This is a genomic window from Hymenobacter sp. 15J16-1T3B, assembly GCF_020711235.1.
In the GTDB taxonomy this organism is placed as follows: Bacteria; Bacteroidota; Bacteroidia; order Cytophagales; family Hymenobacteraceae; genus Solirubrum.
Genome location: NZ_JAJFAV010000027.1, coordinates 23,429 through 35,238, shown reverse-complemented (window position 1 = coordinate 35,238; position 11,810 = coordinate 23,429). Strand labels below are relative to the sequence as shown.

10 protein-coding genes are annotated in these 11,810 nt (G+C 67.7%); 7 read left to right on the top strand and 3 right to left on the bottom strand.

Annotated elements, in window-relative coordinates:
• The first annotated feature begins 177 nt into the window (after positions 1–177).
• The 3 genes from LJ737_RS26310 (at position 178) to LJ737_RS26300 (ending at position 2,552) form a co-directional block, all read left to right on the top strand.
• On the top strand, positions 178–1,191 hold the full coding sequence (locus tag LJ737_RS26310; RefSeq protein ID WP_227769762.1) for an XAC2610-related protein: 1,014 nt from the start codon (positions 178–180) through the stop codon (positions 1,189–1,191).
• A 55-nt stretch (positions 1,192–1,246) separates the two neighbouring features.
• Entirely contained in the window at positions 1,247–2,227 is a 981-nt protein-coding gene (locus LJ737_RS26305; protein WP_227769761.1) for an ABC transporter ATP-binding protein, read from the top strand.
• 76 nt (positions 2,228–2,303) lie between these two features.
• The gene (locus LJ737_RS26300) at positions 2,304–2,552 is read left to right on the top strand and encodes a hypothetical protein (protein ID WP_227769760.1); all 249 of its coding nucleotides are present in this window, start codon (positions 2,304–2,306) and stop codon (positions 2,550–2,552) included.
• 74 nt (positions 2,553–2,626) lie between these two features.
• Here the strand turns inward: LJ737_RS26300 and LJ737_RS26295 are convergent, their stop codons facing one another.
• Positions 2,627–3,046: a hypothetical protein gene (locus LJ737_RS26295; RefSeq protein ID WP_227769759.1), complete on the bottom strand. Its 420-nt coding sequence runs from the start codon at positions 3,044–3,046 to the stop codon at positions 2,627–2,629.
• A 177-nt stretch (positions 3,047–3,223) separates the two neighbouring features.
• Here LJ737_RS26295 and LJ737_RS26290 point away from each other — a divergent pair, with 177 nt between their 5' ends.
• Both LJ737_RS26290 and LJ737_RS26285 read left to right on the top strand, forming a co-directional pair.
• Positions 3,224–6,058 carry an MSEP-CTERM sorting domain-containing protein gene (locus tag LJ737_RS26290; RefSeq protein ID WP_227769758.1) on the top strand — a complete coding sequence of 945 codons (2,835 nt, stop codon included), beginning with the start codon at positions 3,224–3,226 and terminating at the stop codon, positions 6,056–6,058.
• Positions 6,059–6,500: 442 nt separating this feature from the next.
• The gene (locus tag LJ737_RS26285) at positions 6,501–7,187 is read left to right on the top strand and encodes a TIGR02117 family protein (protein ID WP_227769757.1); all 687 of its coding nucleotides are present in this window, start codon (positions 6,501–6,503) and stop codon (positions 7,185–7,187) included.
• Between the two features lie 76 nt (positions 7,188–7,263).
• On the opposite strand, the gene LJ737_RS26280 is transcribed toward LJ737_RS26285, so the two are convergent.
• Complete coding sequence (locus tag LJ737_RS26280) at positions 7,264–9,834, bottom strand: T9SS type A sorting domain-containing protein (protein WP_227769756.1); 2,571 nt, start codon at positions 9,832–9,834, stop codon at positions 7,264–7,266.
• A gap of 181 nt (positions 9,835–10,015) precedes the next feature.
• Between LJ737_RS26280 and LJ737_RS26275 the strand changes: the two genes are divergently transcribed.
• The gene (locus LJ737_RS26275) at positions 10,016–10,564 is read left to right on the top strand and encodes a metal-dependent hydrolase (RefSeq protein WP_227769755.1); all 549 of its coding nucleotides are present in this window, start codon (positions 10,016–10,018) and stop codon (positions 10,562–10,564) included.
• A 276-nt stretch (positions 10,565–10,840) separates the two neighbouring features.
• On the opposite strand, the gene LJ737_RS26270 is transcribed toward LJ737_RS26275, so the two are convergent.
• On the bottom strand, positions 10,841–11,035 hold the full coding sequence (locus tag LJ737_RS26270; RefSeq protein WP_227769754.1) for a hypothetical protein: 195 nt from the start codon (positions 11,033–11,035) through the stop codon (positions 10,841–10,843).
• Between the two features lie 292 nt (positions 11,036–11,327).
• Between LJ737_RS26270 and LJ737_RS26265 the strand changes: the two genes are divergently transcribed.
• Entirely contained in the window at positions 11,328–11,810 is a 483-nt protein-coding gene (locus LJ737_RS26265) for a LexA family protein (RefSeq protein WP_227769753.1), read from the top strand.

The following is an 11,810-nucleotide window of genomic DNA, read 5'->3' as shown; positions in this document are numbered from 1 at the left end:
AGTCGACGGAGCAGCCGGTAGCTTAAGCTGCCCGCAGGCTCAGCAATGCGAACCGGCCGCTTCCCGCGAGGGAGGCGGCCGGTTTTGCGTTTGCTGGAATGAGGAAAAAAGAACGTCGTGCAAACCATGGTGTTAATGCTCGTTCTTTGCGCCGAAACGGCCCGCTATCCTATCCTTATGCGCTGCTATGTAGCCCTGTTACTGTTGCTGGCTTCTTTTACCGCCCACGCCCAGCGGGAATACCTGATTGACGACTTCTCGCCGCTATATGTGGCCCGCATCCACGTCGATAGCGACACCAGCGGCGTTGGCTGGATAGCCGTTTGCGACCAGACCAAGCAGGCGCTGATCAAACTGGAATCGACGGAGCTGTACGTGGAGCCGGATTATCAAGTAGCCGGTGCTGCCGTTGCGCGAATTCCTTACGCCGAACAGAACTGGCTGATCAGTAAGGATTTCAACTTCGACGGGCGCCCGGACCTGGCCATTCAGGACGGGCACAACAGCTGCCGCGGCAACGTGTCCTTTCAGGTGTATCTGGCAACGCCCACCGGTTTCGCGCACAACGAAGCATTTACCGACCTGGCGCAGAGCTATTGCGGCATGTTCGAGGTCGACGCCGAGCGGAAGCGCATCAGCGTGCAGCAGACCGGCTCCTGGGGCGGAGAAACAACCCAGTTCAGCGTGCGCAGCAACAACGAGCTGTTCCTGGTGAGTAGCTACCGGGAAGACCAGTCGCACGGCCCGTTCGTGATGTACTCCCGGGAGGAATGGAACGGGCGGCGGATGGTATCGACGGAATGGCAGGAACTGTATCCCAGCGGCGAGGAAGAAATCTGCTCGTTTCAGCTGGCCGAAAACGGCAAGCGGGTCGTCATCTTCGCCGTGGATTCCACGACGCTCTACTACGCGCTGCTGCGCAAGGATGAAAGCGTCGAGTTCAGCTACCCCGCGCTCCGCTCTGAGAAAGCGCCGCCCTTCACGCTGCACAACACCAAGGCCGGGCTGAGTCTGCGCTTCCAGAACGGCTCGGCCCGGTACGAAATCCGCGAAACGGCCGGGGGCGCGCTGACCGTAACGGCCCGCATCGGGACCAAAACGCGCGACCTGGCCGGAGCCGCCTCGGGTAAAAAAGGCAGCCTCAAGCCGCTGCTGACCATGGACCTGGACAACCTGACGCGGCAGCCATAGGGCCCTAGGCGTCGTACTGCCAGGCAGCTGTCGTAGCTTCGTGTTTTGGGCAGTTATGGCGTTTCTTTCCGTTTCCAACATCAGCTTTCAGGAGGCCGGCCACTTCGGCCTGCACGGCGTCAGTTTCACGCAGCGGCAGTTCCAGCGCATTGCCATAGCCGGCGAAACCGGCGCGGGCAAGAGCACGCTGCTGCAAGTGGTGGCCGGGCTGGCCTCGCCGAGCACGGGCGAAGTACGCTTCGAAGGCCAGCTGGTGGAGGACCCGCACGAAAAGCTGATTCCGGGCCACCCGGGCATTGCCTACCTCTCGCAGCAGTTCGAGCTGCCCAAGTTTCTGCGCGTGGAGCAGGTGCTGCGCTACGCCGACAAGCTTGGGGCCGCCGAAGCGCAGAAGCTCTACGAGTTGTGCCAGATCGACCACCTGCTGCCGCGCAAGACCAACCAGCTTTCGGGCGGGGAGCGGCAGCGTATTGCCCTAGCCCGGCTGCTGCTCGGCGCCCCGCGCCTGCTGCTGCTCGACGAGCCCTTCTCCAACCTCGACAGCGCCCACAAGCAGACGCTTAAGGCCGTGCTGCGCGACGTAGGCGCCCAGCTCGGGCTGACCTACCTGCTCGTCTCGCACGACCCGCTCGATACGCTCTCGTGGGCCGACGAAATCCTGGTGCTGCAAGCCGGCCGCTTGGTGCAGCAGGGCCCGCCGGAGCAGCTCTACCGCCAGCCCGCAAGCGAGTACGTGGCTGCCCTGTTCGGCGACTACAACGTGCTGGCCGGGGCCGCGGCGCGGCAGTTTGCGGCGCCGGCCAAGGCGCGCCCCGCCAAGCAGCTGCTGGTGCGGCCCGAAGATTTTCGATTGGGGCCGCCCGAGGCCGGGGTGCCGGGTACCGTAACGGACGTACGGTTTTTCGGCAGTTACTACGAGGCCACGGTGCGGCTCCGGGGCGGCGCCACGGTGCGGCTGCGCACGGCCGAGCGCGGCCTGCAGCCGGGGGCCGCGGTGGGCGTGCGCGTGGCGGAAGAAGGCGGCTGGCTGGTGTAGCCGACGAACCGTGGCTGCGTGCGGCCGTACAGCCTAGCAAGCCGGTTTCGGCCCTACCACCATTTCTTCGCACCCCATGACACCCGATCCGAAAGACTCCGAGAGCACGCCCAACGAATCCGCCGAAGCACAAGGCCGCCGCGAAAACGCCCAGCAGACCCCCGACGTGGCCTCTACCGGCACCGACGCCGCCCAACCCGCCGCGACGCAGGGCCACATGGGCGACGGCAGCGGCCAGCGCGGCGGCTACGGCGACAGTGACCAAACCAACGGCATGGAAGGCGGCGGGCAAAGCGCGACATCCGCTGACGACAGCGCCCAGTAAAGCCAACGGCCGCTTTCCGACGAGGGAAGCGGCCGTTGGATTGTCAGACGCGGCTGGGTGCGTCGTTCACCGCGTCACAGCGTGGCCACCTGCTTGGGTAGCAGCCGGGCCTCGCGCGGCTTTTGCACCAGGTAGTAATACGCCAGAATCAGCAGGCCCAGGGTAAACGGGATGATGGCCAAATGCTTGCCAGTGACCCCGTGGCCGAACTGCACGGTGTCGAAGCCGAAAAACTCGCTGATCATCCAGTAGGAGTTGGCCGAAATCCAAAAGACAATGGCCAGGTTGTGGGCCAGCTCCGACATCAGGTGCCGCGTGCGCCAGGCAATGACCAAGGCAATGGCCAGCGTGGGTACTATCATGGTCAGCCCCAGGGGCTTCCAGATCATGCACCAGCCCACGTCCTTGAGCAGCCAAAAGACAATGTGCAGGTTTTCCATGCGGCGAAAAGATGCCGGAATAGCGTAGATCGGGTCGTTGGCAGCGGGTTCCATGAGGGGCAGGGGCTAGCGAGGCGTCAAAAATAAGGCTGGGAAGCGCTGGCAGTGAACGGAGACCGGGCCGGGTGCCCAAAATTTTTGCGCGCTTACTTTGTAGTGCAAAGTATTTTGAAATATGTTTGTGGCGTTATTCACCGCGGGCTGTTCCACCGCTTATCCACCTGCTATCCGATGCGTAGTCTGCTAAATCCGAAGTGGCTATTGCTGCTGAACTCCCTGCCCGTGGCGGTGTTGCTCCTGCTACTGGCCGGGAAGTTCAGCGTGATTCGCTCCCTGCTCACTCCCGAAAGCCTGCAGGCCTGGCGCACAGTGGGAGCGGGGCTGCTGGCGCTGGGCGTCTTGCACACCGGCTACGCGCTCTGGTGCCTGTGGCGGCGGCAGCCGTTGCCGGTGGCCTACGGGGTGCTGGCCCTGCTGCTCAACCTGGGCGGCATGTACTACTACTTTGCCACCGGGGCCGGGCTGCTGTTTCCGCCCGAGGTGCCGCGCTGGATGGTGGGCAGCGAAGCCGAGCTGTACGCCTTCACTTTCCTGATGCCCACCGTAGCCCACGCCGTACTGCTGCTGGTGGTGCGCTCCGTGCCCGCCGACCGGCCCGTGGCGGCGCTGCCCAGCTTCGGGCTGGCGCTGGGCGTGCCGCTGTGCTCTTTTTTGCTGGTCACGCTGCTGGATGCGCTGCCGGGGAGCTTCGGCCGCAGCCTGCAGGACGTGCTGGGGGTGGGCCTGTTCATGCTGGCGCCGCTGACGTTCCTGTTTTTCCTGGCACGGGGCCTCTACGTGGTCGTCAGCCGCAAGGCCGGGCTGTGGCACGAGCACCAGCTGCTCTGGAAGCTGCTGATTGCGGGCGTGCTGCCGCTGCTGGGCCTGGCCGTCAACGCCAACCTTGCCCGGCCCGGTGTGTTCGGTGACTTCCGCAGCCCGTGGTTTTACGCCCTGGCCGCGCTGAACGCGCTTTTGCTGTGCCTGCCCGCGCCGGCCGGACGCGGGGCCCGGCTGGCCCTGCTGCTGGCCCGTAGCGCCACGCTGAGCTACACGCTCTACTTCTTCGTGGTGTTCCTGCCGTTTTTGCCGCTGTCGGTGCTGGCCGTCATTGCCATCGGCACCGGCTTTCTGATGCTGGCCCCGCTGCTGCTGCTGCTGGTGCACGCGCAGGTGCTCGACGAAGACCTCACGCGCTTGCGCGGCGCTTTCCCGCGCTGGGGGCTGCGGGCGGCCGTGCTGGCCGGCTTGCTGGTGCTGCCGCTGGCGCTTACCGTCCGCTACGGGCACTACCGCCGCACCCTGCACGCGGCCCTGGCCTACGTCTACGCCCCCGATTACGCCCGCCCGCCGCAGCCCCTGGATGCCGACGCGCTGCTGACCACGCTGGCGGCGGTGCGCAGCCACAAGTCAGGCGACGCTGCCCTGATGGGCCACGGCCAGCCCTACCTCTCCACGTACTTCAACTGGCTGGTGCTCGACAACCTCACGCTGTCGGACGAGAAGCTGACGCGGCTGGAGCGCATTTTCGGCGACGAAGCGGCGCCCGCGGAGGCCGACAACTGGGCCGCGCTACGGCCGGCCGCCGCGCCCCCGGGCGGTCCGCGCCTGACGCGCGTGCAACAGCGCAGCCGCTACGACGCTGCCCAAGGCGCCTGGATCAGCTGGGTGGACCTGGAAATCACCGGCCCCGACAGCGTGCAGCAGTGGAACCGGCCGCAGTACGCCGCCGAGCTGGCCCTGCCGCCGGGCTGCTGGGTGCAGGACTATTACCTCGACATTGCCGGGCGGCGGGAGCACGGCATTTTGGCCGAGCTGAAAGCCGCTGCCTGGGTCTACGCCCAGATTCTGAACGAGGGCCGCAACCGGGACCCGGGCATTCTGCACTACCTGCGCGACAACCGCCTGGGTCTGCGCGTGTTTCCCTTCGCCGCCCGGGAAGTACGGCGCACCGGCATCTGCTTCGTGCACAAAGAACCCGTGCAGCTGCAGCTCGACGGCCGCACGCTGGCCCTGGGCGACGCGGCCCGGCAGCCGGCGGTGGGGGAGGTGGCCACGGCCGGGCGCGAGGTGGTGTACCTGAGCCGCGCCGCCAAACAGCGCCTGCCGCGGGTGCAACGCCGGCCCTACTACCACTTTCTGCTCGATGTATCGGCGGGGCAGCCGGGGCGCCGGGCGGGCTACCGCCGGGCCGTGCAAGCCCTGCTGGCCCGGCAGCCGCTGCCCGGTGCCCCGCGCTTCACCCTCGTCGATGCCTACGCCCGCGCGCTGCCCGCCGGCGCCGACTGGCAGCGGGCCCTGGCCGACGCTCCCGCCGCGGGCGGCCTGTACCTGGCCGGGGCCCTGCGCCAGACGCTGGCCCGGGCGCAGCAGCAGCCCCGCACCAGCTACCCGGTGCTGGTCGTCGTGACCGACCGCGCCGCCCAGGCTGTGCTCGACGACGATGTAGCCGACCTGGCCGCCGCGTATCCCGAAAGCCCCGCGTACTACGTGCTGCCCAGCAGCGGCTCGCTCGAAGCCCGTTCGCTGCGCCACGACTCGAAGCAGCCCTGGCCCGCCGCGCCGGCGCCCGGCGCCCCGGCCCCGGTGCGGGCCTGGCCCACGGCCGCCCGGCCGCGCGCCTACCTGCCCGATGACGGCCAGCCCAGCATCGTGCTGAACCAGCCCGCCGCCTCCGGGCTGCCGCCAAACGAAACCCGCTGGCTGACCGGCCTACGGCTGCAAGGCTACCAGCAGCAACTGGCCCTGCAGCCCGCCGCGGCCGCGGCCACCCGCCTGCCGGCCATTCAGGCCAGTTTCCGCTCGGGCATCCTCACGCCGCTCACGGCCTACCTCTCGCTGGAAAACGACGCCCAGAAAGCTGCCCTGCGCCGCAAGCAGCAGGAGGTGCTCCAGGCCCACGCCGCCCTCGACGCGGGTGAAGACACCCCGCCCACGGCCGTGCCCCTCGACCACGAAGCGGCCCTGCTGCTGGCGGCGGGCGCGGCGCTGGCGTGGTGGCACCTGCGCCGCCGCGCCGCGGTCTAGGTCCACCGTTTCCGGGATTGGCCGGGCTGCTCCGAAACAACGACCCAAGCCACGCCTTGCCTGTTTCCGTTGCTTATGCGCTGAAACCCGCTTTATCGGCGGGGTGCCGCTGTTCTTGATAGGTTGCGGTTGGGGTATCGTGGCGGCGCCGGGCTGGGTGGCCGATATGCCAGCCCGGCGCTGCGGCGGGCGCACCAAGCCGGGCGGCCTTCGTGGGCCGCTACCTGCCGATTTGCCTGGGCGAGCGACGCCCGCTGCAGCCTCCCTGGCAGTTTACCGCACGGGGCGCAGGAACTGCCGCCGCACGGCCCACCCATGGACATGCGCCCGCGGAAAGGCGCGGCGGTGACGCCGGGGACTACTTTTGCCCAAGCTCGGCAGCGGAACCGGCGGCCGCGCCGTATCAGGCGCAGCCGGCCGCGGCAAACCGGCCGATAGTACCATGCTCAATTCCTTACGAAAAGCCGCCAAAATCACCGCCTACGCCGGCGGCGGCCTGCTCGGCGCCCTGGCCCTGTACGGGGCGGCGGCCCTCACGCTGTCCCGAATTCCGGTGCGCCGGCGCCGCCCCGACGGGCCCGCAACCGTCGAGTGCTTCATCCTCTCCAACGGCGTGCACACCGACATCGTGGTGCCCGTGCGCCACGCGCAGATGGATTGGTCGCGCTTGATTGCCTACGCCGACACGCCCGCCGCCGACGCCTCGATGGACTACCTGGGCTTCGGCTGGGGCGACAAAGGCTTCTACCTGAACACGCCCACCTGGGCCGAGCTGCAGCCGCGCGTGGCGTTTGAGGCCATGTTCTGGTTGAGCACCACGGCGATGCACGCCACCTTTCACCACCGCCCCGCCGAAGGCCCGGAGTGCGTGCGCATCACGCTCACCCGCCGCGAGTATAACCGCCTGATCCGCTTTATTCTCGCCAGCTTTGCCCTGGACCGCCGCGGCCGCGCCCGCCACATCGAGGGCCACAGCTACGGGCGCTACGACGCGTTTTACGAAGCCAAGGGCACCTACAACCTCTTCTACACCTGTAACTCCTGGGCCAACGCGGCCCTGAAAGCCGCCGGGCAGCGCGCCGCCCTCTGGACGCCCTTCGACCACGGCATTTTCCGCCACTACCGCTGACGGTGCGCTTCGCAGCGGGCAAAAAAAGAGCGGCTCCTGCCGCGCAGGAGCCGCTCGGGTAGCCGGCGTCGGGCCGTTACCGCTCAATGAGCAGGCGCTGCTGCGCCGGGCCCCGCTGGGTTTGCACCCGCAGCAGGTACACCCCGGGCGCGACGCCGCTCAGCGGCAGTTCCAGCGTCGTCTGGGGCGTGGTCAGTGCCCAGCCGCGCACCACGCGGCCCTGCAGGTCCAGCAGCGTAGCCGCTTGCGCGCCCGCCGCAGCCGGCGCCGGCAACTGCAGCTGCACCCGCTGCCGGGCCGGGTTGGGGTAGGCGTGCAGCGCCAAGGCACTGCGAGCTTCCCGCGTCGCCAGCACCGCGTTGTTGAGGCGGGCCAACCCGATGCGGGGCTGGCCGGCCACGGTGGCAAAGCCGCCCCAGACCACAATTTTGTTGTCGGCAGGCTGCACCGCCACGCCGTTGACCACCGAGCCGGTGTAGATGCTCTGCGGAATGCTGACCGGCGTGAAGGCCGGGTCGAGGCTGCCGTCGAGGTTGAGGCGCACCAATTGGGCCGTGGGCGGCGTGGGCACGCGCATGCCCAGCAGGCGCCCGTCGGCCTGCACGTAGGCCGCGCGCAGTGCCGTGGCGGGGGCGAAGGTGGCGTCGAGGCTGCCGGTGCTGGTCAGGCGCACCAGGCCGGTGGGCGTGGCCTGCCCGGCGAAGCTGGTAAACCCGCCGCTCAGCAGCACGCCGCCGGTGGGCGTCACGCCCAGTACCGTGAACGTGCCCCCGGTGGCGCCCGCCCCGATGGAGAAGCTGTTGTCGGTGGTGCCGTCGGCGTTCAGGCGGATGAGGGAGGTGCGTACGGCCGCGGCGTCGGTCCAGGCCGCCAGTATCTGCCCGTTGGGGAGGGCGGTAAACTGCGGCACCACCCCGGCCGTTTGCCACGGCGCCGCGGCCGGCGCGAAGCTGGTGAGCGTACCGTTGGGCAGCAGCTGGAGCACCCCGGCGCGGGCGTTGCCGTTGGCACTGGAGAAGTTGCCCGTTAGCAGCACGTTGCCATTGGCCTGAACGACGGGCGGATTGAGCTGGTAGGTGTTGCCAACCAACGACAGGGCCACGGGGGTAAAGCTGGCGTCGTTGGCCCCGCTGAGCAGCAGGCGGGAAATGGTGAAGGTGTAGTTGCCACTCGTGCCGGACAGGCGCCCCGCGTAGATGGTGCCGTTGGGCTGCACGTAAGAAGTGCTGGTGGACGGCGTGGGAACGATGAGGGAATTGTAGCTGCCGTCGGCGTTGATCAGGTGCAGGCCGCTGTTGTTGACGGTGGCGCCGTTGAAATTCGAGAAGGCGCCGACGATGACCATCTGCCCGTTGTTGAGCAGCGTGGTGGTGCTGACGGTGCCCCGCACTTCGAGCACGGGGTTGTAGGCCGCGTCCAGCGCGCCGCCGCTGCTGAGCAGGGCCAGCCCGGTGCGCGCCGTGCCGTTGTAGCTGGTGAAGGTGCCTCCCGTCAGAAACGTGCCGTTGCTGTTCTCGACCAGGTCGTACACCGAGCCGCCGGCGTTCAGGCCGGAGCCGGTGGCAAAGCCCGCGTCGAGCGCGCCGGTACTGCTGACTTTGGCCATGCCCCCGCGCGGCGTGCCGTTGTAGCTGGTGAAAGCGCCCACCAGCAGCAGGCTGCCGTCGGGCCGCAGGCGGATGCGGTACACCCCGCCGCTCAGCGCCGGCGTGCCCGCCTGGAAGGTGTTGTCCTGGGTGCCGTCCAGGTTCAGGCGCAGCACGTTGCCGGTGGGCTGCCCGTTGAAGGTGGTGAACGTGCCGCCCACCAGCAGCTTGCCGTCGGGCTGCTGCACCACGCTGCGCACGGCAGACGTCAGGCCGCCCGGCCCGGTGCCGATGCCGAAGCTGGTATCCAGGGCGCCGCTGGCCGTCAGGCGCACCATGTTGTTGACGGCGGTGCCGTTGTACGAGCTGAACGTGCCGCCAATGACGATGTGGCCGTCGGCCTGCACCAGAATGGTTTCGACCACACCCACGCCGGCGGCCACCTGAATTCCGGTGCCGGCGCTGAACGACGGGTCCAGCGTGCCGTCGGTGTTGAGGCGCACCAGCCCGCCGATGGCCTGGCCGTTGTAGTTGACCATGCTGCCGCCCACCAAGATTTTGCCGTCGGGCTGCACGGCCAGGCAGCGGATGCTCGGGTTGCCGAAAATGTAGGGGTCGAAGCCCGCGTTGCCCGCGTTAAAGCTGGCGTCGACGCTGCCGTCGGCGTTGATGCGCGTCAGCCCCGGCGCGTACGTCCCGCTGTAGTACACGGCGTTGCTGCCGCCGACGAGGATTTTGCCGTCGGCCTGCAGGGCCAGGGCCTGCACCAGCGGATAATCGGGGCCGGTGCCCTGCTGGGATTGGAACGTCGGATCGGGGCTGCCGTCGGGGTTGAGGCGGCGCACCCGGCTCGTGAGCGTGCCGTTGACGAAGTCGTAGCCGCCGGCTACCACCACTTTGCCGTCGGGCTGGGGCAGCATGGCCCGCACGTAGAAGGTAAAAGAGGCCGGCGGGTTCTTCAGCACGGTGGGAGCGAAACTCGCGTCCAGGGTTTGGGCCTGCGCGCAAGGGCTCAGCGCCAGCAATAAGGCCAGTAGGCGCAAACGGTACCAATGTTTCATGTAGATAAAAAGGGTATGGATGAACGCGGAAGCGCGCAATAATTGAGCCGGTAACTTACAACCGTAACGCTTTCGGTCCAACGCGTCCCGACAACTGGGAACGGTGTGGCAGGCCGCGTGGCGGTCCGGCCGACATAACGTGGCCGCCGCGGGTCCGGCAGGCCCTAACTTGTCCCGCGCCATGCCTACCATCTTCACCCACGCCCTCGTGGCCGCCGGCCTCGGCCGCCTCACCCGCTCCGGCCGTTTGCCCGCTCGCTTCTGGTGGCTCACCGCCCTCTGCGCCATCCTGCCCGACTTCGACGCCGTTACTTTTCGGCTCGGCATCCCCTACGCCAGCATGTGGGGCCACCGCGGCTTCACGCATTCCTTGGTCTTCGCCGGCCTCACCGGGCTGCTGATGGCCTACGTGGGGTGGCCCCGCTCCGACCTCCGGCCGCGCGGGCCGCTGGCGCTGTGGTTTGCCCTGGCCACGGCCACGCACCCCGTGCTCGACATGCTCACCAACGGCGGCCTGGGCGTGGCGCTGCTGGCGCCGTTCAGCGCCGAGCGGTTTTTCTTGCCCTGGCGCCCGGTGCGGGTGTCGCCGGTGGGCGGGGGCTTTTTCTCGGCCCGGGGCGTGGCCACCATGCTAAGCGAGTTCAAATGGCTCTGGCTGCCCACGCTGCTGGCCGTGGCGGCCGCCACGTGGCTGCACCGCAAGCGCCCCGACGACCGGCGTCGGTCGTAGCAATTGGGTGGGTATTCCCGCTGACTAGCATGGCCGAGGAACCCTGCCTTCCACTCCGCACCGTTGCTCGGCGCAGTTGCCAAAAGCAGAAGCGCCGTCTCAAGGCTCGGATGAGCGGGCGAGGGGCGGCGCTTTGTAGTGGGGGGCAAGCTGAGCCAGGGGCTTGCCTATGGCGACCTGCGGTTTGTGTGGCTCAGGATGGTAGAAAAGCAGCCGGCAGCAAAAAGAAACGGCCGCTGCGGGCGGCCGGACAAGGAGTGGAATAAGGAGGAAAGGTTAGTTCAGCCACACTTCCGCCAGGGGCTCGAAGCGGCGGGTGGCGAAGGCCCCGTACGGCCGCTCGGCGTAGAAGCCGAGCACGTGCACCTGCGGCAAGCCGGTGCGGGCGTTGGTGCGGTACTCAACCGGGTACACCTGCCCCGCGGCCGGCCAATCACCGATGTGGTCGGCGGGGCGGCTGCTGGCGTCCACGCAACGGGCATACTGCTGGACGGGGAGGGGAGTTGGAAGCTGACTCTTCTTCGTTCTGCGCATATCCAAAAATACGGATATTTGACAATAACTAAAAATGTTAGGTAGAAATATTAAAGGAAAATTTCGCGGTTAACGACTTTTTAATGGGATGAAAAGAAGATGAAGTTGGGGTAGGTAGAAAAAAAGTCAACCGTCGCGGAACTATTCAAGCGGACGCGCAAAACCAACTACTAAAATTATTAGTAAATAGCGGGCCGGGCGGCGCAACTGGTGCCGCCCGGCCCGCTCCATGATGCGTATTACCCCGTTTTCCGTTAGCACCGACTGGGCCGGCCAGACGCTGCCGCTCTTTGCCTGCGCCGTGCCCGCGGGCTTCCCTTCGCCGGCCGACGACCACCTCGACGCGCCCATCAACCTGCACGAAATGCTCTTCACGCACCCCGCCTCCACGTTTCTGGCCCGCGTATCGGGCGACTCCATGACCGGCGCCGGCATCCGCCACGACGACATCATTGCCGTCGACCGGGCCCTGCAGCCCCAGGACGGCAGCATCGTGGTAGCCGTGCTCGACGGGGAGCACACCGTCAAGCGCCTGCGCCGCCTCGGCGACCAAACCTGGCTGGAACCCGACAACCCGCGCTACCCCATCATCCGGCTCACCGAAGGCTGCCAGCTGGTCATCTTCGGGGTGGTGACCCACGTCATCCATTCCTTCCGCGACCGGAAAGCGCGGCCGGTGCCCCCGGCCGCCAAGCCGCGCAAACGCCCCTGA

What these genes read in the sequence shown, in the direction of transcription:
- LJ737_RS26285 (WP_227769757.1), top strand. Translation starts at nt 6,501, where the DNA reads ATGCTCAATTCCTTACGAAAAGCCGCCAAAATCACCGCCTACGCCGGC.
- LJ737_RS26310 (WP_227769762.1), top strand. Translation starts at nt 178, where the DNA reads ATGCGCTGCTATGTAGCCCTGTTACTGTTGCTGGCTTCTTTTACCGCC.
- LJ737_RS26305 (WP_227769761.1), top strand. Translation starts at nt 1,247, where the DNA reads ATGGCGTTTCTTTCCGTTTCCAACATCAGCTTTCAGGAGGCCGGCCAC.
- LJ737_RS26295 (WP_227769759.1), bottom strand. Translation starts at nt 3,046, where the DNA reads ATGGAACCCGCTGCCAACGACCCGATCTACGCTATTCCGGCATCTTTT.
- LJ737_RS26300 (WP_227769760.1), top strand. Translation starts at nt 2,304, where the DNA reads ATGACACCCGATCCGAAAGACTCCGAGAGCACGCCCAACGAATCCGCC.
- LJ737_RS26265 (WP_227769753.1), top strand. Translation starts at nt 11,328, where the DNA reads ATGATGCGTATTACCCCGTTTTCCGTTAGCACCGACTGGGCCGGCCAG.
- LJ737_RS26275 (WP_227769755.1), top strand. Translation starts at nt 10,016, where the DNA reads ATGCCTACCATCTTCACCCACGCCCTCGTGGCCGCCGGCCTCGGCCGC.
- LJ737_RS26280 (WP_227769756.1), bottom strand. Translation starts at nt 9,834, where the DNA reads ATGAAACATTGGTACCGTTTGCGCCTACTGGCCTTATTGCTGGCGCTG.
- LJ737_RS26290 (WP_227769758.1), top strand. Translation starts at nt 3,224, where the DNA reads ATGCGTAGTCTGCTAAATCCGAAGTGGCTATTGCTGCTGAACTCCCTG.